Genomic DNA, 24717 nt, shown 5'->3' with positions numbered 1-24717 from the left:
TCATTGCTGTTTGATCTTCTTTCCTTTATAATGAAGGAAGAATGAAAAGGAGGCGGACATGAACTATATTGAGTTTGCTGAAAATGAGCGTTTGTCCACGATTGTCCTTGGGATGATGCGGATCAGTCAGATGAGTGAAGATGAGGTGGAGGCCTTGGTGGAAGCAGCCTTGTCGATTGGAATTAACACTTTTGATCTGGCGGATATCTATGGCGATGGCCAGTGTGAGGTCCTACTGGGGAAGGTTCTCAAGCGCCGTCCGGATCTTCGGGATCAGATGTGGATCCAGTCCAAGTGTGGGATTCGCAAAGATGGCTTTACCTATTTTGATTTTTCGAAGGACTATATTTTGGATTCCGTCGATGGCATCCTCGAGCGTCTGCAGATCGAGCGCTTAGATAGTCTCCTCCTTCACCGACCGGATGCCCTCATGGAGCCGGAAGAAGTGGCGGCAGCTTTTGATAACTTGGAGCAAGCGGGCAAGGTCCGTCATTTTGGGGTGTCCAATCAAAATCCTATGATGATGGAATTGCTCAAAACGGCTGTCAAACAACCACTCAAGGTCAACCAGTTGCAGTTGAGTGCCGCCTTTACACCAAGCTTTGAAGCTGGTTTTCATGTCAACATGGAAGGGCCAAAAGCAGCTGTGCGAGATGGCAGTGTCTTTGAGTATTGTCGCTTAACCGATACGGTGATTCAAGCTTGGTCTGTCCTCCAGCATGGCTATTTCAAGGGGAATTTTGTCGGTAAGGAAGAGTTTGCGGCCCTCAATCATGTCCTTAATGACTTGGCGAAGAAATACCAGGTCACTCCGACAGCCATCGCCCTTGCTTGGGTCCTCCGCTATCCGGGTAAGATGCAGGCTGTCATCGGAACGACCAAGCCCCAGCATGTCCTTGAAGCAGGGAAAGCAGCAGAGGTGAATTTGACCCGCAAGGAATGGTACCAAATCTACTTGGTGGCGGGAAATGATTTGCCTTAGAATCTTGTTAGTAAACCAGATTCCACTCTTATCGGTGGACTGGTTTTTTGTTTTGTAGTTTTCAGATTTTTCTTGACAAGTCTTTCTTTTTTATGGTATTCTTTATGCAACAAGTGTTGCGCAACAAATGTTGCGTGAAAGGAGTCTTATGCCACCAAAGGTTAAATTCAGTAAAGAGGCTATCATTGGGACAGCTTTACAATTGGTGAGAGAAGAGGGCATGGCTAGTTTAACTGCTCGAGCATTAGCAGAGAAACTAGGAGCCACACCGAGAGTCATTTTTGGGCAATTTGCCAATATGGCTGAGTTACAAGCAGAGGTTATTGGTGCTGCGGAGATGGTCGTGGTGGAGTATATTCGCAAGGCCTTAGAAGATGAGAAGCCTTTTCGATCTGTTGGGGTTGCTTATATCCTTTTCGCCTCAAAAGAGCCCCAACTTTTTCAGTTGCTTTTCCAAAATCCTAGCAAAGAGCCGATTCGTCGCTTTCAAGATTTTCTTCCCATGAAGGATCATAGTTACCAGTTGGTTCTGGATTCGATCGTCGCAGACTATCCTTTGACTGTTGAGGAGGCTGGTCGCTTGTACCAGCATCTATTTATCTACTCACACGGGATGGCCTCAATGGTTGCTTCTGGTATTTACCAGTTCAGCATGGAAGAAGTGATTGGATTACTGACAGAGGTTTGTCAATCTCTCATCAAAGAAATGGTAGGAAAGAAATGATTCAACTAGAAAATGTGCACAAAAGTTACGGCCAAACCAAGGTTTTAAAGGGGATTGGTTTGCAGATTCAAGACCAGGATGATGTGGTTATCCTTGGTCCTTCTGGATCGGGAAAATCAACTCTCTTAAATGTGTTATCAGGCTTAGAAAAGGTTGACGAGGGGCATATCCTCATTCAAGGACAAGATTTATCACAACTCACGGATGCTCAATTGACAGCCTTTAGACGTGAGAAGATTGCCTTTATCTTCCAGCAGTATTATTTATTGCCGAATCTGACGGTCAGACAGAATGTAAAGATGGGTGCTGACCTGGCAAACAATCATGATTTTTTGCAGATCATAGAAGATTTGGGACTTGGCGATAAGCTAGACAAGTATCCGAGTGAATTGTCGGGTGGGGAACAGCAGAGAGTCTCTATTGCTCGGGCTTTGGCCAAAAAGCCAGAGATACTCTTCTTAGATGAGCCGACGGGAGCCCTTGATGAAGAAACAGGGCGCAAGATTCTCGACTATATCTGGAAATTGAAGGAAAAGCTGGGCTTTACCCTCATCATGGTGACACACAACCAAAATATTGCGGATATGGCTAGAACCATCATTCGTGTCAATAGTGGCAAGATTACAGAAGTTGTGACCAATGAACAACCTCAGACTGCCTATGAGATCGGATGGTAAGCTATGTTTTCAGTAAAAGATATTCGAAAATTAGTTGTCGTCAGTATCATTGGGGCTTGTGCGGTCTTTGTGGCCAATCTCTTCTTGAATTTTTACTTGGACATCGAGCAATTAGAGATTTCGAAAACCAATCCCATGATTCAGACCTACTATGATGCCCAGGTTTCGCTTTCCTGGATGGTAGCCATGGTCAGTGGGGTCGTCTTGTCTTTGACGTCGGTCCTTCTCATGTGTTTTTATATCAAACAATTTGTCGATGACCACAAGGAACAATTAGGGATTTTAAAGGCTTTGGGCTATAGCAATGGCCAGTTGGCTAAACGGTTTTGGGCCTTTGGGCTCAGTTTTGGAGCTGGAGCGCTTCTTGGCTATCTCGCTTCATTTCTCATGATGGGACATTTTTATGACTTTCGTAATGAGAAGGGGATCCTGCCAGAAATCACCATTCATTTTCATTGGCAGCTCTTGCTTGCTTTGGTGATCCTGCCAACGACATTTTTTATGCTTCTCGCGATTGGTTATGCTAGAAGACAACTCCAAACGCCGGCACTTCGCTTATTGAAAAAATCCCCAAGTCCTATCAAGGTCAAAAGGAGAAAGAAGGCTCCCAAGAAAGAGAAGGCCTTCCTAAAAGAGCTGTCTTCGTCACTGATATGGGGGAGAAAATCTATCTTGTTTTTTGTGGTCTTTGGCTCCATGTGTTTTGCGGCCATGGTTCAATTGTCCTTTGGCCTCAAGGATTACACAGATGACATCATCCAAACCATGATGATTATGATTGGTTTGATCCTTTCTTTCTCGATTCTCTTGTTGTCATTGGGGATTGTGGTCTCAGAAAGTCGTGAAACCTTGGCTCTTATGAAGGCTTTTGGCTACACCAATCGGGAATGTCAAGGTCATATTCTCGCTCCCTATCGTTTTTGGGCCTATCTAGGATTTGTTTTTGGGACAGCTTATCAATATGGCATCATGGAAATCTTGATCGGTGTGATCAAAGATACGGTTCCTGAAAAGATTGAGCATCACTTTGATGGGAATGTGTGCTTTTGGACTTTGATCGGTTTTGTGGTGGTTTACGAAAGCCTCTTTTATCTATCCAACAGAAAACTCCAAAAACAAACGATTAAAGAAGTGCTCTTAGCAGAATAAATAGAAAAGAGAGTGGGACAGAAATTGGTAATTCGTTAGAATTTGATTTCGTCGTCCCACCTCCGCACAGTTGAGTAGGGCTGTAAAAGCTGATGAAATCAGCGTAGTAGAGCCCACTCAACCACTGCGTCTTGCTCGACAATTTTTGTCCCAGCCTTTTTTGTAGAATCATTGACAGGGAGAGGCTTTTCCGCTATTCTAGGGGAATAAAAGAAATGAAAGAGAGACAGCATGAAACGGAGTTATTGGCAGGACCTGAAAGGGGCCTTTTACTTGATCTGGCGCAACAAATGGTCCTTTATCTCTGTGGGGATTCTTTTGCAGTTTGTGGTTGGTATAGGGGCTGCGGCCTTGAGTTGGGTCTTTCAACTGGCTCTCCTCTTATCGGGTGCGTCCAACATTGACAAGAACAATATCCTCACGACCTTGACCAATCCATTGAGTCTAGTGGCTTTGATTCTCTTTGCCATCGTCTTCGCCTTTCTCTTTATGCTGGAGATGCGGACCATGATTGCCCTGATCTATCTGTCTCGTACGGATCAGCACCTATCTTTTAATAAGGTCTTTCGCCAGTCTTTTGGTCGCTTAAAGGATTTTAGCGGTTGGAATCTGTTGCATTTTCTCTTTTATATGGTTCTGACTCTGCCTGTAGCGGGTCTCTTCATTGGTTCCACTCTGACGGACGGTCTCTATATTCCTAACTTTATCACAGGGGAGTTTAGCAAGACGACCGCTGGGACCATCGGCCTCTTCATAGTTCAAGTGCTTCTAATCTATCTCAATCTGCGTCTCATCTATACGGTACCCAATATCGTGATTGAAGAGCTTCCTTTTGGGGCTGCCATGCGCAAGAGTTGGGAGATGACCAAGAAGGGTGGGATCCGCCTTATCCTGCGGATCTTCTCCTTTGAGTTTATCCTTTCTGTAACGGGCATTCTCTTGATCCTTGGCCTGGTCTTTGCGTCTAGTCAGCTGGACAAAACGGGCCAGCATATCTGGGTGCAGACTATCTTTTTGGTCTTGATCCGCCTCTACATTTTCCTCTTTTCTGTCATGTCTAAACTGGGAACCTTTGGAATCATCCTAGACAATGGATGGGAGGCTCCAAGTCGTTCGGTCATCAAGACTCGAGGTTCACGCAAGATGAAGGGGCTCTTTGTCCTGACCTTTCTTTTCCTCTTGGCTCAGTCAGGAATGGCAGCATTTGACTTAGCGGCCTTAGAGGTCAATGACCAGGTAAAAATCGTAGCCCATCGTGGCTATGTGGCCAAGGGTGTAGAAAATTCCCTTGAAGCACTCGAGGCAGCTGCCAAGGAGAAGGCTTCCTATGTCGAGATGGATATCCTCTTGACCAAGGACCATCAATTCGTCGTCATGCATGACTACAATCTCAAACGCTTGGCTGGAGTGGACAAGGATGTCAAAGATATGACGCTGGCTGAGGTGCAGGGATTAAAGATCCAACAGGATGGTCATACCAGTCATATCCCCTCCTTTGAGGAGTTTGTCACCCGGGCCAAGGAGCTGAAGATGCCCCTCTTGGTCGAGCTCAAGCCTCATGGTGCAGAACCGGAAAATTACGTAGATCTCTTCGTCCAAAAGATGAAGGAGTTGGGAGTTGAAAATGACTATCCAACCATGTCCTTGGATCTGTCGGTGATGGAAAAGGTGGAAAAGAAAGCCCCGGAGATTAAGACCGGCTATGTCATTCCGATTCAGTTTGGACAGTTTGAGGACTACCCGGTTGATTTCTTTGCAATCGAAGACTTTTCTTATCAGGAGGATTTGGTAACCCAGGCCCATGAGATGAAAAAAGAGCTCTATGTCTGGACCATCAATGATGAGCAAAAGTTAACGGCCTACCTTCAACGACCGGTTGATGGAATCATTACGGATGAAGTAGCAGAGGCATAAAGCCTGAAGAAAAACTTGAAGAAGAATAAGACCTACTTTGATCGCTTCCTGAGCTTGGTGTCTCTCAGTACCAATGAAGAGTAGGAACTTGTCTCCAGAAGAATGTCAGTCTATTTGGTAAGGACTGACTAAAAGTTTGATTTTTATCCATTGTTAAGCTATAATAACTATTACAAATAACGAAAGTCGTCCCTACAGTCACGCTGTCAGGGCGCTTTCTCTTTCTATAGCTTTCGCATGCAGAGATGGCTGATTCTGTTCAAATGATTTTTTCTTTGTTTAGGAATGGACGTCTTGCTGACGAAAACTGTACTAACTAGTATTTTAGGAGGTATCTATGCTTCAGTCATTGATTGCTGAAATCAAGGAATATAAGAAACCCTCAGTTCTGGCCTCACTCTATATGGTGTTTGAGGTTATGTTTGAGATTTCTATTCCCTTTATCATGGCGACGCTTCTGGACAAGGGGGTTCAGAAGGGGGATATGACCACGGTTCTGACCTATGGTCTCCTCATGTTGGTCTTCGCCTTTCTCTCTCTTTTCTGTGGGATGCAGTCGGCTCGCTACGGGGCTTTTGCATCAGCCGGATTTGCTAAGAATCTACGGAAGGCGATCTTTAAAAAGATCCAAACCTTCTCCTTTGAAAACATCGATAGCTTCTCCTCAGGTGGTCTGGTAACCCGGATGATGACGGATGTGACCAATGTGCAGAACTCCTATCAGATGGTCATCCGGATCTGTGTGCGTGCACCGCTTAACTTGATTTTTGCTATTGTTGCTAGCTATCTGATCAATCCGCAGATGGCCATGATCTTTGTCGGAATCACTCTTTTCTTGGGGCTGGTTTTGGGTGTAATCACTAAGATTGTCTATCCACTCTTTACCAAGGTCTTCGAGGCCTATGATAACTTGAACAATAGCATCCAGGAAAATATCACCAACATGCGCGTGGTCAAGTCCTATGTCAAAGAAGAAGAAGAGACGGTTAAGTTTAAGAAGGCTTCTCGCTTGATCTACAACATGTTCATGAAGGCCATTCGCATCGTGATCTTGAGTAGTCCAGCCATGATGCTGTCCTTGTATGCTTCCTTTATCTTGATCTCTTGGATCGGGGCCCAACTCATCGTGGCTGGAAGCTTTACGACAGGTGAGCTGACGTCTATGTTTGCCTACGTTATGACCATCCTCATGTCTCTCATGATGTTTATGATGATCTTCGTCATGCTCTCGATCTCTATGGCATCTGTGGAGCGGATCAATGAAGTGCTTGGGACAGAGTCAACCATCGTCTCTCCTGAGAATGGTCTGACAGAAGTAGCAGATGGGTCTATTACCTTCGACCATGTGAACTTCGCCTACACAGACGAAAATGGCGACAAGGCCCATGTCTTGTCCGATATCAACCTCAGCATTCGCTCTGGTGAAGTGATCGGAATCCTTGGGGGGACTGGTTCTGGTAAGTCTAGTCTGGTCCAGCTCATCCCTCGTCTCTATGATGTAGAGTCTGGTAGCGTCAAGGTAGCTGGTCAAGATGTGCGAAACTATGATCTAGACCATTTGCGCAAGCAAGTTGCCATGGTGCTTCAGACCAATGTCCTCTTCTCTGGTACCATCAAGGAAAACATGCGCTGGGGAAATAAGGACGCGACGGACGAAGAAATCGTGGAAGCTTGTAAGATCGCTCAAGCAGATGAATTTATCCAGAACTTTAAGGATGGCTATGATACCATGATCGAACGTGGTGGAGCCAATGTCTCAGGTGGTCAGCGCCAACGTCTCTGTATCGCCCGCGCCCTCTTGATGAATCCAAAGATTCTGATCTTGGATGATTCGACTTCAGCTGTCGATACCAAGACGGATAGCCTGATCCGTCAAGGTCTAGCGTCTAGTCTCAAGGACACGACCAAGATCATCATTGGTCAACGGATCTCTTCTATCCAAGATGCAGACCGGATCGTGGTCATGAATGATGGGAAGATTGATGCGATCGGTACTCACCAAGAACTGATTGAGACTAATGCCATCTACCGCGAAGTCTATGACATGCAAACCCAAGGGAAAGGAGGACAAGCAGATGAAGAATAAGAAAAAAGCCAGCTGGGGCTCTCTCGTGCGCTTGCTAGACTATATGTGGAAACAATATAAGTTCGTTCTCATCTTAGCAGCAGTCCTTATTGTGGCAGCCTCCCTCTCTACGGTTTATATTACCTCCTCTATCCGGGCCTTGGTGGACCAATACATCCAACCCATGTTGGATATTGGAAGCAGGGACTTTGGTCCTCTCCTCAGCTTCTTGATGATGCTAGCAGTAGTTGGTATTTTGGGAGTTTTGGCCAACTATGGTTTCTCCCTCATTATGGCGACAGTCTCTCAGGATACGCTTCGCTCGCTACGGAACCAGCTCTTTGCCCGCATGCAAAAGCTCCCTGTCAAGTACTTCGATACCCACCAACACGGGGATATTATGTCGATCTACACCAATGACATCGATGCTCTTCGCCAAGCGATCGAGCAGTCTATCCCGCAGCTCTTGCAATCTGCTATCACCATTGTCGGGGTAGCAGTCAGCATGATCATGATCAGCCCTCTCCTTTTCCTTCTCGTTCTTTTGATGGTCGGAGTCATGGCCTATGTCATCAAGGATATCTCTGGCAAATCTGGTCGCTATTTCGCCGATCAGCAAAAGAACTTAGGGATTGAAAACGGCTTTATCGAAGAGATGATGTCTGGTCAAAAGGTGGTCAAGGCCTTCGTCCATGAAGAAGAAAGCATTGAAGCCTTTGAGCGGATCAATGACCAACTCTTTGAGTCATCTTATCAGGCCAACCGCTATGCCAATGTCTTGATGCCTATATTGGGGAACCTGGGAAATGTTTCCTTCGTCTTGACCTCGCTGGTCGGAGGGATCTTCGCCTTGAATGGCATCAGTGGCCTTACCATTGGTGGACTCATGGCCTTCCTTCAGCTCAACCGTTCCTTTAACGGTCCTATCACCCAAGTATCGCAACAGTTGAACTTTGTCCTCATGGCTCTTGCTGGGGGAGATCGGATCTTTGATCTCTTGGATGAAGAAGTCGAAGTGGATGAAGGGAAAGTCACCTTGGTCAATTATGAAGAGGTCGATGGTCGCATGGTCATCACTGATAAGAAGACCAACCTCTGGGCTTGGAAACACCCTCGGGAAAATGGCGACTACGAACTGGTCAAACTGGTCGGAAATGTCGTCTTTACAAATGTAGACTTCTCCTACAATGATAAGAACCAAATCCTTTACGATATCAACCTCTACGCGGACAAGGGGCAAAAGGTGGCCTTTGTCGGCGCGACAGGAGCAGGGAAGACCACCATTACCAATTTGATCAACCGTTTCTACGATATCCAATCAGGATCTATCACCTATGATGGGATCGATGTGAAGCTGATCGAGAAAGATTCGCTCCGTCGTTCGCTAGGGATCGTCTTGCAGGATACCCACCTCTTCACTGGAACTATCGCAGAAAATATCGCCTATGGTCGATCAGATGCGACCCGGGAGGAAATCCTGGAAGCAGCCCGCATTGCCAATGTGGATTCCTTCGTCAAACATTTGGACCAAGGCTATGATACCGTCTTGAACGATGATGGAGCCGGTCTCTCAAACGGTCAACGTCAGCTGATCGCTATTGCGCGTGCAGCCTTGGCCAATGCGCCAGTCTTGATCCTGGATGAAGCGACTTCCTCAATCGACTCACGGACAGAGAAGATGGTCCAAGAGGGGATGGATCGCCTGATGGCAGGACGGACTGTCTTTGTCATCGCCCACCGTCTCTCAACCATCGTCAACTCGGATGTGATCATGGTCATGGACAAGGGACGCATCATCGAGCGAGGCAACCACGCTTCCTTGATGGCAGAACGTGGGACTTATTACCGCCTCTACACCGGTGGCCTTGAAATTGATTAATACAAAAAAGTCTGAGCGGGTCTCAGGCTTTTTTGCTTATGGATAATGTTGTCTTTGAAACTTTCCTTAGGTGAGATCGGACGTCAGCGAACTTCGAAGAAGTTCCATGACTAAATCAAGATACAAAGGGCGCCTGCGGATAAAGTCAAAATAGGGAGCAGGACAGAAGCACTATTGTATGGGATTGCTTCGTTGTCCTGCACCCACAAGGCTGATTAGGATTCTTCCGAGCTAAAAGGAGAGAGAAGGATTCAATCAGCTAGTCTGTCTTGGATATAGTAATAATGTATTTTGCGCTTTTTACACAATCCGCACCCGTGTTCAATTCGTTTTGAGCCCCTTCCTCTTTATTTTCTAGTCTCAGGCTGGAACAGTTAAAAGCCTCCCTTTGATAAATAAAACAGAGAGAAAAACGGGCCTTGTAGGTCTACTTTTTCTATGACTTAACTCATTTCCATGGTATAATGGGAGGACTATTGATAGAGAAGATCAAAAGGAGATACGAGTGGATCAAAAACATCACTGCCAAGTCCTATGGGCGAAAAATAAATACCTGGTGCTGAGTCATTCCAGCAACATTTACAAGGAGATCCGGGAATACCTCAAGCAAGACCAGGTTGAGGTCAGTCACGTCGAGGACTTGATCCAGCAAGCGCTGGCCTTGCCGGAAAATCGTGGCCAGGTCTCCAATGCCTTCCAGCATATCTGGGGCTATTTCAAAAAGCAGGCGACTCCTGAGGAAAAGGCTGACTTCATGCTGCTACTTGAGAAATACCAGCATGGGCAAGTTAGCCAAGAAGATCTCATCAAGGGGATCCAAACGCTCCTTGAGCGCTACCCCAATCACTACTTGCAAGACTCTACACTACTAGGAGGTCAATAGATGAGACTGTGGCACCAAGATTTGATTCCCAAACTCCCTCGACCCCAGCTCCTAGGGCAACACCGGGAATGCTGCGCCCTTCGAGGCAATGGCTGGGGCAAGAAGCACGCGACGGTCAACTATGTCTTTGACTACTCGCCCTATCGCCTCTATGCCTATCACCGCCTGATCATGGAGGAGATGACCGCTCGTGGCTACAAGGTCAGCCCAGAATGGTGGGAGCCGACCTACCGAGGCAAAACCTGCCCAGCCTACCCAGAGCTAGAAGAAGAAGTTTTGAATACTCCCATCTATCCCGAGCACCGGACTACTTACCTCCAAGAATGTTTAGACAATCTAGCAGAAAAAGGGATTCAACTTGACTAAGAAAAGACGAACCAAACCAGGTTCGTTTTTTTGCGCGAAAAACCAACAAAATGCTTTGAAAGCGTTAATTTCTTTCCCAAACATGCTATAATAATAGGAGATTATGTACAGGAAAAGGATAGACGGATGAAGGCAGTAGCAACTCCAGAACTTGAGATCGAAAGACAGTTGATCCAGCAGTTGACATCAGGAGAGAGTCAGTGGACCTACCGCGAGGATCTCAAGAATGAAGACCAGTTGTGGGACAATTTCTTTGACAAGCTGGCGCAAAACAATGTCACCGTACTAGCGGACCATCCCTTGACCGACCAAGAAAAGCGCCAGATCAAGAACCAGCTCAACTTTGTCAGCTACTATGAAGCAGCCAAGTGGCTTGCTGGTGAAAATGGCATCGCCAAGGTTGAAGTTCAACGTGAGGATGCCAGTCTAGGCACCATCCGTCTCGCGGTCATCTGGCGGGACAATATCGCTGCTGGTAAGTCAAGCTATGAAGTGGTCAATCAAGTCGAACGCGACAAGGCCTATCCACTAGACCAGGATCGACGGCTCGATACGACCCTTCTGATCAATGGGCTGCCTCTCATCCATATCGAACTCAAGAGCCCACGAGTAGCCTTTCTAGATGCCTTTCACCAGATCAAAAAGTACGACCGTGAAGGCAAGTTCCGGGGGATTTACTCCAGCTTGCAGATGTTTGTCGTGACCAATAAGATCGACACACGCTATATCGCTGCAGCCCGTGAAAGCAAGCTAAACAAGCAATTCCTGACCAAGTGGGTGGACAAGGACAACCAACCCATGATCGATCTCAATAGCTTTGCGCATGAGGTCCTCTCTATTCCTCGGGCCCACCAGATGGTCATGCAGTACTCGGTCATCGACGATAGCAAGAAAGCCCTCATCCTCTTGCGTCCCTATCAAATCCATGCCATCGAGGCTGTACAGGAAGCCTCTCGTCGTCAAGAGTCGGGCTATATCTGGCATACAACCGGATCAGGTAAGACACTAACCTCTTACAAGGTAGCGCGCAATCTCTTGCAGATCCCTGCTATCCAAAAGACCATCTTTGTCGTCGACCGCAGAGACCTAGACCAGCAGACGACTTCGTCTTTCCTCTCTTATGCGGCCAATGATGTCATCGACATCGACGAGACGGACAATACCCATGAACTGGTCAAGCGCCTAGGGGGCAATGACAAGCGCGTGGTGGTGACGACCATCCAGAAAATTACAACCATGATGCGCAAGTTTGAAGAAGGGAAGTACCAGCGGGATGCTGGGAAGATCAAGGACCTGCGCGTGGCTTTTGTTGTGGATGAGTGTCACCGGGCGGTCACCCCACAGACGCAAAAAGAGATCAAGGCCTACTTCAAGAACTCTCTTTGGTATGGCTTTACAGGGACTCCGATCTTTAAGGAAAACAAACGCAAGCAAGTGGGAGACCTGGCTCAGACTACCCACCAACAGTATGGTGATCGCCTGCATGAATACACCGTCAAGGAAGCTATCCATGATGGAGCGGTTCTGGGCTTTAAGGTTGACTACCGCAACACCATCATTTCTGATCTGCTAGAAGAAGAGATCCCAGACCAGGCCTATGAGGACAAGGAGCACATGCTAGAAGTTCTCGATGCCATCCTCAATAAGAGTCAGCAACAGCTTAATATCCCAAAAGGGGTCGGAAAGAGCTATGAAGCTATCTTGACGGTTAAGTCCATCCCACGAGCACAGGCCTATTATAATCTGCTCAAAAGCATTCTCGCTGGCAAGGAGCGGGTCAAGGTCTCCGAGCGGGTCAAACGCCATTTGCCAGATTTTCCAAAATTCACCATCACCTACTCAGTGTCTGAAAATGAGGAAGAGTCCATCGGCTACCAAGACCACATGAAGCAGGTCATGGAGGACTACAATCAAGAGTTTGGTACGCATTTTAGCCTAGCGGATCTGCGGGGCTTTAACACTGATGTCAACAATCGCCTGGCCAGAAAGCAGGACAAGTACCTCTACCGCAATGAGCAGTTGGACCTGGTCATCGTGGTTGACCGTCTCTTGACCGGCTTTGATGCTCCTTGTCTTTCTACGCTCTTTATTGATCGCAAGCCCATGCGCCCACAGGACTTGATCCAGGCCTTTAGCCGGACCAATCGGATCTTTGATGACAAGAAGCACTTCGGCCATATCATCACCTTCCAGCGTCCTCAAGCCTTCAAGGAAGCAGTCGACAATGCCCTCAAGCTCTACTCCAATGGAGGAGAAAATGAGGTCCTAGCACCAAGCTGGGAAGAAGAGAAGCGCAACTTCTTAAAAGCCTGGGCAGAGTTTAAAGGACAAGTCACAGACTTTGAAGAAGAAGGAGTCGCCCTCGAGCAGGCTCCAACAGCCCAGCTCCGAAAGGTGGCTAAAGCCTATCAGGTCTTTGACAAGTACCAAGCCTCGATCCGCGTCTACTCAGAGTATGATAAGGAAGAGATCTATCGGGAAACAGGTCTCAGCGACAGCCAGCTCGAAGCCTATCTAGGCCTCTATCAAAATATCCTGGCGGAGATCAAGAGCAGGGATCTAGAAGTGGACAGCCAAGACGAGTTGGACATCCACTATGAGCTAGAGTCTGTCCAAGTCGATGAGATCAACTATGCCTATATCCTGATGCTGATCCAGAGTATGATCCAGCAGGAGGAAAATGACGAGCAGACCCTGAGTGACAAGGATATCGCAACTGTGGATAGCTATATCGAGAGCCTGAACCGGACCAATCCAAGCCTAGCCGAGATCATCCAAAACCTCTGGACCCAAGTCCAAGAAGAGCCCGAACGCTACCGAGGACAATCCATCACCGGAGTCTTGGACCAGATGATCGAATCCATCATCGATAGCCATATCGTAAGCTTTGCCAAAAAATGGTATATCGGAGCCGACGAGCTGCGCTACTATATCCAACACTACCGCAAAGGTGCTAAAAAACAAGCCGGTGAAAGCCAGCTGACCAAGAGCCAACGCTACAAAGACTACAAGGCAGAAGTAGCAGACGCCCTCAACCCACTCAGCTACAAAAAACAAATCAAAGAAGCCTATACCCAACTGATCGAAGAGGTGATTGAACCACTGAGAGTGGGGAGGTAGGTAGTTTTGGAGAAAAAGTATGAATTGGACTACGATTTTTGCAGGAGTTGCTGCATTTGTTTCACTTGTGAATGTTTTTGTAACTATTAGAAATAATAAGGCTCAAATACAAGCCCAGATTATCTCAAGTTCTCGTGTTCAGTGGATTAAGGAAGTTAGAGAAATCTACTCGAATTTTATTAAATTAAGTACAGAGTTTCATAATGAGTTATTGTTTTTAAGAGTTTGTGATAACGAAAAAAATTTTAATATGGTGAGGGGAAATTTGTGGTCAAGTTATTATCAATTAATTTCTTATTTCCCAAAAAAAGACAGTGATGGAAGAAACTCTGAGATTGTAAGTATATTTAATGAATTAGTTAATTTTCTGGAAGAAAAATTAGAGTATTCCTATAGAGATATCACTTTTTCGGAGTTTGTACCAAGTTTTCAGGAATTGCAAAGATATGATGTGCCTGAACAATATAAAGCTATGCTGAATATAGTTTCTGATAAATTTTCTTGTTATATGAAAGAGGAATGGGTGAAAGCAAAACTAGAGGTGGAGAACTAATTTAAGTTCTCAAAGTTATAAAATAACAGGTGTTGTATAGTAAAGTACAACACCTGTTATTTTTATTTTTTTGTCCCTAAATTGACATTTTTGTCCCATAGTGTTATACTTAGTTTAGTATTTTAAATGGAGGTCTAGCAATGAAAAAAAAGCAAGTGATTAACTTAATTAAGTATTTTACAGAGAAGAATGAGTCGGGATTCAGGACCGAAGCGTATGAGATAGCAAAATCTTTTGATAAAAATGGAGACTATCAATTAGCTGAATATATAATGGCATTACTTTCAGATGCTAATACTTTTGTTCCACAAATGAATGAAGAAGATATTGAATCGTTAAGGAAGGTATCACTGCTGAATTTAGAATCATTGCCTTTGCCAGAACCTATCTCTAAAGATGTGATTGGAATCGTGAATGCTGTTCGGAGGAATATTGGAGTAAATAAGTTTCTCTTTGAAGGGGCACCAGGGACTGGGAAGACAGAGACAACAAAACAAATAACTCGCTTATTGGAACGAGAACTATATATTGTAGATTTTGAAACAATAGTTGATAGTAAATTAGGACAAACGTCAAAGAATATTGCTTCACTCTTTAAGGAAATAAATAGTTTTTCTAAACCAAACAGAGTAGTTATATTGTTTGATGAAATAGATGCTATCGCTTTAAATAGATTAGATACCAATGACTTGAGAGAAATGGGGAGAGCAACTTCTGCGATATTGAAGGGAATCGACTCACTAAACGATGAGGTTGTTTTAATTGCCACGACTAATCTGTTTGATGTTTTTGATAAGGCTTTAATAAGACGTTTTGATGCGGTAATTAATTTTAATAATTATAGTCAAGATGATTTATTGGATATTTCGATTGTTTTAATGAGTGATATTTTAAAAGATTTTAAACAATCTGGGAAAAATAGTAAATTATTGAGAAAGATTATCTCTCTGATGAAACCTATTCCTTATCCAGGTGAACTAAAGAATATTTTAAAGAGTGCAGTAGCTTTTAGCAGTTTAACTGATAAATACGATTATTTGAGGCGAATCTTTACAAATGCATATAAATCGATAGATGAAGTTTCAATTGAAGAATTAAAAGAGCTTGGTTTCACAGTACGTGAAATAGAGATTTTGAAAGGTATTTCAAAAAGTCAGGTTTCAAGAGAGTTAAAAGGATGTTAAAGAATGAATGAATTATTGCAATTAAAGGGGCGTTTTGAGCAAAAATCAAGTAGTGGTCGACCAGGTTCTCCAAAGTTGTTGGCTAATCAAATTGTAAGTGAAAAAAAAATATTAAAATTAAAAAAAGAGCTCGAAGAACTTAAAGAATATTGGTTAAATATCTCATATTTTGAAGGAGCTTTAATTTCAGTAACTTATGTAGATGTTGTTGCAAAAAGTAGAAGAATGAGAGAATTGTTTAAAAAAAATAGTAGAATTCAACCAAATGATTGCGTTGTTGGAGCTAAATTTATTGATAAAACTTCTACAGAGAAGCAACATGTTATTACTTACTACGTAGATTTAGATGTTTTGGATGAATCGATTAATACTTTGAATATAGTTGCATCATTACTTATTAAAGATTTTAATGGAGAAATTTCTACAGAAAAATTAAATTCGATTAGTGACAGGACAGATAATTATGAACCAGGAATAATTGCTAGAACAAAATTTTTACAAGCTATTGTAGACATTAGTTCGATTGAAAATTTTGCAATACCCAAAAATGAACTTGATGAACTAAAAACATCAATTATTAGTATCTTTGATACAAAAGTACCTACAAGTGAATTGTTAAAGAGGGTTGGTTTAAATGTTCCTGATTACAGAGTGATTGATGAGACAACGATATTATTGACTCCGGATCAGTTAGAAATCTTAAATGAAAAGGCTCCTTATCTGATTTCTATGGCTACTACCGATTTATCGAAATTGGATACTCAGAATTTTGAGATTTTTGATAGCGGGCATAGAATGACAATTCCTTCACCTGCTGATGAACCGGTAGTCGGAGTTATTGATACTATGTTTGATACTAGTGTTTATTTTTCCGAATGGGTGACATTTCAAGATAAGGTAAATGCCGATATTCCAATTAATTCAACTGATTATGAACACGGTACAGCTGTATCTTCGTTAATAGTTGACGGTGCTTCAATTAATCCAGAATTAGATGATGGTTGTGGCCGTTTTAGAGTTAAACATTTTGGAGTTGCAAGGGGTAGCAAGTTTAGTTCATTTTCTATACTTAAGTCAATTAAAGAAATAGTTGCAGATAATAGAGATATTAAGGTATGGAATTTATCATTAGGTTCAGCATTAGAAATTCAAAAAAATTTCATTTCTCCAGAAGCTGCTTTGTTAGATAAAATACAATATGAATTTGATGTTATATTTGTGATAGCAGGAACAAATAAAAGAGTGAGCGATAAAGCTAGAATGAAAATAGGGGCACCAGCAGATTCAATAAATTCTCTAGTTGTGAATGCCGTTGATAAGGATAATAAACCAGCGACATACTCTAGAGAAGGTAAAGTGTTGTCCTTCTTTAATAAACCTGACATTTCTTATTTTGGAGGGGATGGGAAAAACAAAATAAGAGTTTGTATGCCTACAGGAGAATATTTTGTAGCAGGAACATCTTTTGCAGCACCTTGGATTACTAGAAAAATGGCATATTTAATTCATAAGATAGGGTTAAGTAGGGAGGTAGCGAAAGCTTTAATTATTGATTCTGCAATATCATGGTCAAAACCAAATAGTTCTATGAATTTAATCGGGTATGGTGTAGTACCTCAAAAAATCGAAAATGTGCTTAACGCCCAAGATGATGAGATTAAGTTTGTTATATCTGGAGAATCAATCATGTTTGATACATACAATTATAATCTTCCAGTGCCTGTTGTTGATGATAAGCACCCTTACATTGCTAAAGCAACGTTGTGTTATTTTCCCAAGTGTTCTAGGAATCAAGGAGTTGATTATACAAATACAGAATTAGATATTTATTTTGGTAGACTTAATGGACAGAAAATAATTACTGTGAATGATAATAAACAAAATGATAATGTGTCTCTTTCTGAAACAGATGCTCGAGGATTGTTTAGAAAATGGGATAATATCAAATCAATTATAGAGTACGTTAAGCCAAATGGGCGAGCTAAAAAGGCATATGGTGATGGTTTGTGGGGGTTTAGTCTTAAAACTAAGGAACGACTTAACAATGGTGATGGTAGAGAACTTAGGTTTGGAATAGTTGTAACACTTAAAGAAATGAAAGGGATAAATAGGATTTCTGATTTCATTAGTCAATGTTCTATGCGTGGTTGGCTTGTGAATAGAATTGACATTCAGGAAATGATTGATATTTATAATGTTGCTGAGGGAGAAATTCATTTTGAAGATTAATTTTATTAAAAAAAGCTTGATGAAGGTTAGATAAAAATATGATAAAGCAAGATATTCCTAAAATAAGATTTTATTCCTATCAAGGTGCTTGGACAGAAAATAAAATTACAGATATTGTCAAAATATCTGCTGGTGGTGATGTAGATAAAGAAAGATTGAAGGAAAGTGGGAAATATCCCGTTGTTGCAAATTCTTTGACAAACAAAGGAATCGTTGGCTTTTATGACGATTATAAAGTGAAAGCTCCTGCAGTGACTGTTACAGGTCGTGGAGATGTTGGATATGCAGTGGCAAGACATGAAAATTTTACTCCAATTGTAAGACTTTTGACTCTTCAATCAGATAATATTGATGTTGATTATCTTGAAAATCAGATTAATTCAATGAGAATTTTAAATGAATCTACGGGTGTTCCTCAACTGACAGCTCCTCAACTTGGAAACTATAAAGTGTATCATCCCGAAATTGACGAACAATCCGCCATCGGCTCCCTCTTCCGTACCCTCGACGACCTTCTTGCTAGCTACAAGGATAATCTTGCCAACTACCAATCTCTCAAGGCGACCATGCTTACCAAAATGTTTCCCAAAGCTGGTCAGACGGTTCCTGAGATTCGTTTGGATGGATTTGAAGGTGAGTGGGGAAAGTATTACCTAGGTGATATTTTTGAACAAGTATCAAATTATATTGAACCTTCTGTAGAAAACGAGTTATGGAGTTTAACAGTTGAGAAGGGATTAACACCTAAAACAGAACGTTATAAAAGAGATTTTTTGGTAAAAAAGAATGATAAATTTAAAAAGGTTGATGTAAATGAGTTTGTTTATAATCCAATGAATCTTACATTAGGTGCCTTAGATCTAAACAATAATGACGTTACTATTTCGGTTTCTGGCTATTATGTTGTGATGAAAAATATAGATATAGAAAAGTTCGATAATGATTTTTTAAAAATTCTATTGAAAACTACGTACGCAATCTATCAATATAAACAGTTTGCTACAGGAACTTTAATTGAAAAACAACGTGTACAGTTTCCAACTTTTTCGGAGATTCCATTTTATTTACCAACAATTGCTGAACAACAAGCCATAGGCTCATTTTTTTCAAACCTCGATAACCTCATTAACTCTCACCAAGAAAAAATTTCTCAGCTAGAAACACTGAAAAAGAAACTCTTGCAGGATATGTTTATATAAAATTTTGTTATGAAAAAATTTAAAAGATTATGTTTGTCATTTTGTTTATCAATTTGTTCTTTTTCGCCAGGTTTAGTCTTGTATCTATTTACGATAGACATTTTTCCCTCACATGATACTTATGTATGTAGTTTTCTAAAAATAGGAGTGTTGACTTTCCTGATGCTTTCTTTTTCTTTTGGAGTCTTGCAGTATTTGATAAGATTTAAAGAAGCAAATGATACTGCTCAAGTTGAAAGTATACAGCCGGTAGAAAATGAAATCATTCCAACTTACTTAGGCCTTTTTGTAATTATGCTGGGTTTAGGTGAATTAACTTTCTTATATCAGATTGTAGTAATAGTCCTCATTTTTCTAATATGGTGGATTCTTATGGAGAGATCGTATTATTTCAATTTGATATGGTTACTCTCGTATCGTTATTACAGAGTCACTGATAAAAACGGTAATGTCTTTATTATTTATAGCAAGAAAAAAGATGTTAAAGAAACTGGGACTATAAAAGGACTAGTTAGAATAAATAATTTTACTTTTTTGGAGAAGGAATAGTATGTTTTTAGTAAAAGTAGGTCGAACGTATAGAAAATTGGATAACACGGATGATATTTCTGAATTAGTTGCTCCGGAGATTGATCCTGAAAATAGTAGAGAATTTGATCCAGAAATAAAGTTAGAACATGAGGAATGGTTCTATATTGAACTTGATGATGTTCATATATCTATGGTCAAAGAATATGGGGACAAGTTTTTAAATACTGCGGGTCTAAATGATGTGAATGAAGAAGAGTTCTCGAAAATTGAGTTGATTTTTCGTAAAGTTGAAAATGATGGGTTAGTTTTTCAAAAAATTACACAATCAAAGAGACTGGTTGATAAGTCAATCTTGAAATGGAGACATAGAAGAGCTGAAAGAACAATTATTGAAAATGGTATAGAATTAAAATCTGAGAACGATGCCTATTTTGATGGAAATGATAAATTGTATTTCAAAAATTTTAGAACGATTCGTAGCTTATTTAAGGGGATTGATGATTACTATCGTATAGCAAGTCAGGCAGAAGTTGATGAGTTTAAAGAATTTAATCTAGTACGTTTTATTAAGGAATTTAAGATAAAAACCAATAATTTAAAGATGTTAGCTGTTTTAAAAGATTATGGAATAGATTTGAATGATATAGCTGTTAAAAATACTTTGTTGAGAACGTACAGTCAGTATCCTAATCAAGAGTTTGAGTTAGACGATAATCAAAATTTCATAATTGATAGTAATAGAAAATTAACATGTTTACTAAAGTTAGCACTTGGACGGCTATATACTAATCCAATAACCCACCATAAAATGGAAGCTAACCATGCAAAAAAATTAAATTAAAGTAAGAAAATGATTTAGAAAGAAACACTATGGAAACAACACAAACTTCCCAGTCGCTCTATCAAGCCCTGTGGAACTCAGCGGATGTTCTCCGCTCTAAGATGGATGCCAACGACTACAAGTCCTATCTTTTGGGTATGGTCTTTTATAAGTATCTGTCAGACAAGATGCTCTTTTTCGTGGCTGAGACTATGGAAGAGGGAACAGATAGTCTTGAGGATGCCCTTAAGGTCTATCGCAACTACTACGAGGATGCGGATACTCATGAGGATCTGCTCTCTGTCATGAACGATGAGCTCAACTATATCATCAAGCCTGACTTGACTTTTACGGCTCTGGTAGCACGTGTCAATGAGGGGACTTTCCAGCTGGAAGATTTGGCTCAAGGTTTTCGTGATATCGAGCAGAATGACGACCTCTATGAAAATCTCTTTGAAGATATCGACCTCTACTCTAAAAAGCTAGGGGCAACTCCACAAAAGCAAAACCAAACGGTGGCAGCAGTTATGAAAGAGTTGGCTGTGCTAGATGTGGCTGGTCATGCTGGTGATATGCTGGGGGATGCCTATGAGTATCTGATCGGTCAGTTTGCGACTGACTCGGGCAAGAAAGCTGGTGAATTCTATACACCTCAACCTGTTGCCAAGCTCATGACTCAGATTGCCTTTTTAGGTCGTGAAGACCAGGAGGGCTTTACCATCTATGATGCGACTATGGGGTCTGGCTCTCTCTTGCTCAATGCAAAAAAATACTCTAATAAACCGCAGACAGTTGTCTACTTTGGTCAGGAGCTCAATACCTCGACCTATAACCTAGCTCGGATGAACATGATCCTACATGGCGTTCCGGTTGAAAATCAATTTCTCCACAATGCCGATACACTGGATGAAGACTGGCCGACTCAAGAGCCGACTAACTTTGACGGTGTTCTCATGAACCCGCCATACTCTGCCAAGTGGTCAGCAAGCTCTGGATTCCTGAATGACCCTCGTTTCTCTCCTTTTGGGAAACTGGCGCCCCAGTCCAAGGCTGACTTTGCCTTTCTCTTGCATGGATATTACCACCTCAAGCAGGACAAAGGAGTCATGGCCATCGTCCTTCCTCACGGAGTCCTTTTCCGTGGCAATGCTGAAGGAACCATTCGCAAGGCCTTGTTAGAAGAAGGAGCCATTGATACGGTGATCGGTCTTCCTGCCAATATCTTCTTCAATACCAGCATCCCAACGACGGTCATTATTCTCAAGAAGAACCGGACCAATCGGGACGTCTACTTTATCGATGCTTCTAAGGAATTTGACAAGGGCAAGAACCAGAACATCATGACGGATGCCCATATCGAGAAGATCCTCAAGGCCTATAAGAGCAGAGAGAACATGGATAAGTTTGCCCATCTGGCTAGTTTTGAGGAGATCGTCGAGAATGACTACAACCTCAATATCCCACGCTATGTGGATACCTTTGAGGAAGAAGAAGTGGAGCCACTGACAGAGATCGTGGCTAAGATCAACCAAACCAACGCAACCATTGAGGCCCAGACAGCCTCTCTTCTAGACATGCTCAGCCAGCTTCATGGAACGACACCAGAATCCGATGCCGAACTCAAGAAATTTGTCCAAGAGTTTAAGGGTTAGTTCTTAATACATTTAACAGACAATTCCCTCCTTAGTTTTCTAAGGAGGGTTTTTTGTCGAGTTGTTTTTCTTGCTTCCTTGGAAAAAGAGTGTATAATGATGTAATACAAAAAGTTACAACAAAACAAAACCGAAAAGGAGTCATCTATGACCTACGCCTACAATAGCAAGATTTACCTAGCAGAAGCAGTCCTCAATGTGAAGGATCTGGCTCGCCAGACAGCTTTTTACACCCAGATTCTGGGTTTGGAGATTTTGTCTCAGACTGAGGAGGAAGTCCTTCTTGGGGCTGGAGGCAATCCCTTGGTGCACCTGATCCAAACGGATAGGACTGAGTCTGTTAAGGCTAGCTATGGTCTCTATCACATGGCCATTCTCCTACCTAGTCGGGAGGACCTAGCGGATGTCTTCAAGCATATCGCTGAGCTGAAGTTTCCCTTTGTCGGAGCTGCCGACCACGGCTACAGTGAGGCTCTCTATCTTGAAGATCCAGAGGGCAACGGCATTGAGCTTTACCGGGATAAGCCAGTGGCGGAGTGGGATATCCGTGAGGATGGTCGCATCATTGGGGTGACGGAGGAGCTCTCTGCCCAAGAGATCTATGAGATGGGCCGCAAGGTGGAGCCTTTCCAGATAGCGTCCGCTACCCGCATGGGGCATATCCACCTCTCGGTGAGTGATAGCCAAGTAGCGTCAGTCTTTTACCAAGCTGTGCTAGACCTATCGGATAAGTTCACCATTCCATCAGCTAGCTGGATCGCTTCTGGAGACTACCACCATCACCTGGCAGTCAATGAGTGGGGTGGCAAGCACTTGGCCAAACGAGAAGCCCAGCTTCCTGGACTTGCCTATTACGTCATCCAAGTAGAAAAGAAAGAAGACTTGGTTGCCATCGCAGAGCGAGCAAAAGAGCAGGAGGCAGCTGTCAAATGGTTGACCTCAAGCGAGCTCGAGTTTACAGACCCAGATGGGATTGTAACACGTGTCAGAAAGGGTTAGAAAGCTTGATAAATCTGTCTTTTTGAGAGAAGAGATAAAAAAATAATAATAATTAGTAATATTCAAGATGTAATTCTTGACTTTACATCTGGGTCGTGTAGAATAGTACTTGTAATAAATAATCTTACAACAGAAAGAAGAAACATCTATGAAAAACATTTTATTTATCGTCGGATCTCTTCGTCAAGGATCATTCAACCACCAAATGGCTAAGAAAGCAGAAAGCCTTCTTGAAGGAAAAGCAACAGTGACTTACTTGGACTACAAGGACATCCCTATGATGAACCAAGATTTGGAAACACCAACCTTGCCAGCAGTGCAAGCGGCGCGTGATGCAGTCCTTGCAGCGGATGCCATCTGGATCTTCTCACCAGTCTATAACTTTGCCATTCCAGGTGTGGTGAAAAACTTGATCGACTGGCTCAGCCGTGCCCTTGATCTTTCAGAAACTCGTGGCCCATCTGCTCTTCAAGACAAGATCGTAACAGTCTCTTCAGTCGCTAATGCTGGATACGAGCCAATGTTTGCAGCCTACCAAGCTCTCTTACCATTCGTTCGTACCCAAGTAGTGGGAGACTTCACTGGAACAACCGTTAACCCAGAAGCCTGGGCAACAGGCGAATTGGTCTTGACAGACGAAGCAATCGCAGGATTGGAAAAACAAGCCCAAGCTTTATTGGAAGCATAAGAAAAGAGAGTGGGACAGAAATCGGTCATTCGTAAGAATTCGATTTCGTCGTCCCACCTCCGCACAGTTGAGTAGAGCTGTATAAGCTGATGTGATCAGCGTAGTAGAGCCCACTCAACCACTGCGTCTTGCTCGACAATCCAAAGACAATTGAGAGGCTAGGATTTTTGTCCCAGCCTCTTTTTAGATACTAAACAATTGTCCAAAGAGATAGGTAACACCCATGGTAAGTAGTCCAATGACCAAGTTACGGATCATGGCTTGCTTGGTTGGGGCTTTTCCTAGCTTGGCGCTGGTGTAGCCAGTAAAGAGAAGGGAAAGGGCTACGATGATCACCGTTACGGGAATTCGGATTTCTTTGGGAAAGAGAAGGATGGACAGCATGGGAGGAAGAGATCCGAGGACAAAGGCAACAAAGCTAGACATAGCCGCATGCCATGGATTGGTAAACTCTTCAAACTCCAGGCCATACTTTTCTTCCACCAAGGCCTTGAGAGGGTGTTTGAGAAAGGCCCGCTCGGTCATGATTTGAGCAGCTGTTTCGCATTCCCCATTTTGAATATAGGCTGCGTAGAGGGAGTCGCGTGCAGCTTTTGGATCGCGGTCCAGAAGGGCTTGTTCTCGGCTCACAGCGGCTTCTTCTGTATCCTTTTGAGTCGATACAGACACGTATTCACCACCTGCCATAGAGAAGGCACCAGCTAGAATTGCAGAAAGGCCAGATAGAAAGATGATCCAGAGGTTACTGGTCGCACTGGCAACCCCAATGACAACTCCAGCGATTGAGATAATGCCATCATTGGCACCGAGCACTCCAGCCCGTAAGATATTTAAGCGGTCGTTAAAAGAGGCATCAACCCCATGTTTTGTTTCAGTCATACTTGTCTCCTGATTTCTTATTTAGAATGATTATAATTAAATATTCATCAGTTTGCAAGTCTTTTGTGTCAAATTATAAAAGTCCGACAATTTAAGAAAGAACTATGGAGGGTAGAAGGTTTATCTCATTCTAAAAAATGTACCGTCAGCAGAAGGAGCTAAGATATTATAATGCTTTGACATTCGAAATAATTTTAGATATAATTCTATAAATGAATTATGAA

Annotated in this window: 20 protein-coding genes; 19 read left to right on the top strand and 1 reads right to left on the bottom strand. The window is 42.8% G+C overall.

Annotated elements, in window-relative coordinates; genetic code table 11:
• The first annotated feature begins 58 nt into the window (after positions 1–58).
• The 19 genes from FJR71_RS03850 (at position 59) to FJR71_RS03755 (ending at position 23614) form a co-directional block, all read left to right on the top strand.
• Entirely contained in the window at positions 59–982 is a 924-nt protein-coding gene (locus FJR71_RS03850; RefSeq protein ID WP_140814146.1) for an aldo/keto reductase, read from the top strand.
• Positions 983–1130: 148 nt separating this feature from the next.
• Positions 1131–1706: a TetR/AcrR family transcriptional regulator gene (locus FJR71_RS03845; protein ID WP_140814145.1), complete on the top strand. Its 576-nt coding sequence runs from the start codon at positions 1131–1133 to the stop codon at positions 1704–1706.
• Complete coding sequence (locus FJR71_RS03840) at positions 1703–2383, top strand: ABC transporter ATP-binding protein (RefSeq protein WP_140814144.1); 681 nt, start codon at positions 1703–1705, stop codon at positions 2381–2383. Before FJR71_RS03845 ends, FJR71_RS03840 begins: the two co-directional genes overlap by 4 nt.
• Positions 2384–2386: 3 nt before the next feature.
• Positions 2387–3532 (top strand): FtsX-like permease family protein, encoded by a 1146-nt coding sequence (locus FJR71_RS03835; protein ID WP_140814143.1) that lies wholly within the window; start codon positions 2387–2389, stop codon positions 3530–3532.
• A 231-nt stretch (positions 3533–3763) separates the two neighbouring features.
• Positions 3764–5446 (top strand): glycerophosphoryl diester phosphodiesterase membrane domain-containing protein, encoded by a 1683-nt coding sequence (locus FJR71_RS03825; RefSeq protein WP_246040094.1) that lies wholly within the window; start codon positions 3764–3766, stop codon positions 5444–5446.
• Positions 5447–5783: 337 nt separating this feature from the next.
• The gene (locus FJR71_RS03820) at positions 5784–7532 is read left to right on the top strand and encodes an ABC transporter ATP-binding protein (RefSeq protein WP_061564150.1); all 1749 of its coding nucleotides are present in this window, start codon (positions 5784–5786) and stop codon (positions 7530–7532) included.
• Positions 7522–9390, top strand: coding sequence for an ABC transporter ATP-binding protein (locus tag FJR71_RS03815; protein ID WP_140814142.1), 1869 nt, complete (start codon positions 7522–7524; stop codon positions 9388–9390). Before FJR71_RS03820 ends, FJR71_RS03815 begins: the two co-directional genes overlap by 11 nt.
• A 505-nt stretch (positions 9391–9895) precedes the next feature.
• Positions 9896–10273, top strand: coding sequence for a YbgA family protein (locus FJR71_RS03810; protein ID WP_048690044.1), 378 nt, complete (start codon positions 9896–9898; stop codon positions 10271–10273).
• Complete coding sequence (locus tag FJR71_RS03805) at positions 10274–10639, top strand: TIGR02328 family protein (RefSeq protein WP_140814141.1); 366 nt, start codon at positions 10274–10276, stop codon at positions 10637–10639. It begins immediately after the preceding gene.
• A 126-nt stretch (positions 10640–10765) separates the two neighbouring features.
• Positions 10766–13759 (top strand): type I restriction endonuclease subunit R, encoded by a 2994-nt coding sequence (locus tag FJR71_RS03800; RefSeq protein WP_140814140.1) that lies wholly within the window; start codon positions 10766–10768, stop codon positions 13757–13759.
• Positions 13760–13778: 19 nt separating this feature from the next.
• The gene (locus FJR71_RS03795; RefSeq protein WP_140814139.1) at positions 13779–14312 is read left to right on the top strand and encodes a hypothetical protein; all 534 of its coding nucleotides are present in this window, start codon (positions 13779–13781) and stop codon (positions 14310–14312) included.
• A gap of 140 nt (positions 14313–14452) precedes the next feature.
• A complete protein-coding gene (locus FJR71_RS03790; RefSeq protein ID WP_140814138.1) occupies positions 14453–15496 on the top strand; it encodes an AAA family ATPase in 1044 nt (347 codons plus the stop codon).
• Positions 15497–15499: 3 nt separating this feature from the next.
• Positions 15500–17725, top strand: coding sequence for a S8 family peptidase (locus FJR71_RS03785; protein WP_140814137.1), 2226 nt, complete (start codon positions 15500–15502; stop codon positions 17723–17725).
• Positions 17726–17763: 38 nt separating this feature from the next.
• Positions 17764–18924 carry a restriction endonuclease subunit S gene (locus tag FJR71_RS03780; RefSeq protein ID WP_140814136.1) on the top strand — a complete coding sequence of 387 codons (1161 nt, stop codon included), beginning with the start codon at positions 17764–17766 and terminating at the stop codon, positions 18922–18924.
• Between the two features lie 162 nt (positions 18925–19086).
• Positions 19087–19473: a hypothetical protein gene (locus tag FJR71_RS03775; RefSeq protein WP_246040093.1), complete on the top strand. Its 387-nt coding sequence runs from the start codon at positions 19087–19089 to the stop codon at positions 19471–19473.
• 1 nt (position 19474) lies between these two features.
• Positions 19475–20296, top strand: a complete 822-nt coding sequence (locus tag FJR71_RS03770; protein WP_140814134.1) for a hypothetical protein — start codon at positions 19475–19477, stop codon at positions 20294–20296.
• A 29-nt stretch (positions 20297–20325) separates the two neighbouring features.
• The gene (locus FJR71_RS03765; protein ID WP_140814133.1) at positions 20326–21927 is read left to right on the top strand and encodes a type I restriction-modification system subunit M; all 1602 of its coding nucleotides are present in this window, start codon (positions 20326–20328) and stop codon (positions 21925–21927) included.
• A gap of 147 nt (positions 21928–22074) precedes the next feature.
• Positions 22075–22926 carry a VOC family protein gene (locus tag FJR71_RS03760; RefSeq protein ID WP_140814132.1) on the top strand — a complete coding sequence of 284 codons (852 nt, stop codon included), beginning with the start codon at positions 22075–22077 and terminating at the stop codon, positions 22924–22926.
• A gap of 148 nt (positions 22927–23074) precedes the next feature.
• The gene (locus tag FJR71_RS03755) at positions 23075–23614 is read left to right on the top strand and encodes an NADPH-dependent FMN reductase (RefSeq protein ID WP_140814131.1); all 540 of its coding nucleotides are present in this window, start codon (positions 23075–23077) and stop codon (positions 23612–23614) included.
• A 183-nt stretch (positions 23615–23797) separates the two neighbouring features.
• Here the strand turns inward: FJR71_RS03755 and FJR71_RS03750 are convergent, their stop codons facing one another.
• On the bottom strand, positions 23798–24493 hold the full coding sequence (locus FJR71_RS03750) for a VIT1/CCC1 transporter family protein (protein ID WP_140814130.1): 696 nt from the start codon (positions 24491–24493) through the stop codon (positions 23798–23800).
• Between the last annotated feature and the right edge of the window lie 224 nt (positions 24494–24717).

Origin of the sequence: Streptococcus xiaochunlingii (assembly GCF_006385805.1) — a bacterium.
GTDB classification, from domain to species: domain Bacteria; phylum Bacillota; class Bacilli; order Lactobacillales; family Streptococcaceae; genus Streptococcus; species Streptococcus xiaochunlingii.
This window is presented reverse-complemented; position numbering and strand designations above follow the sequence as displayed.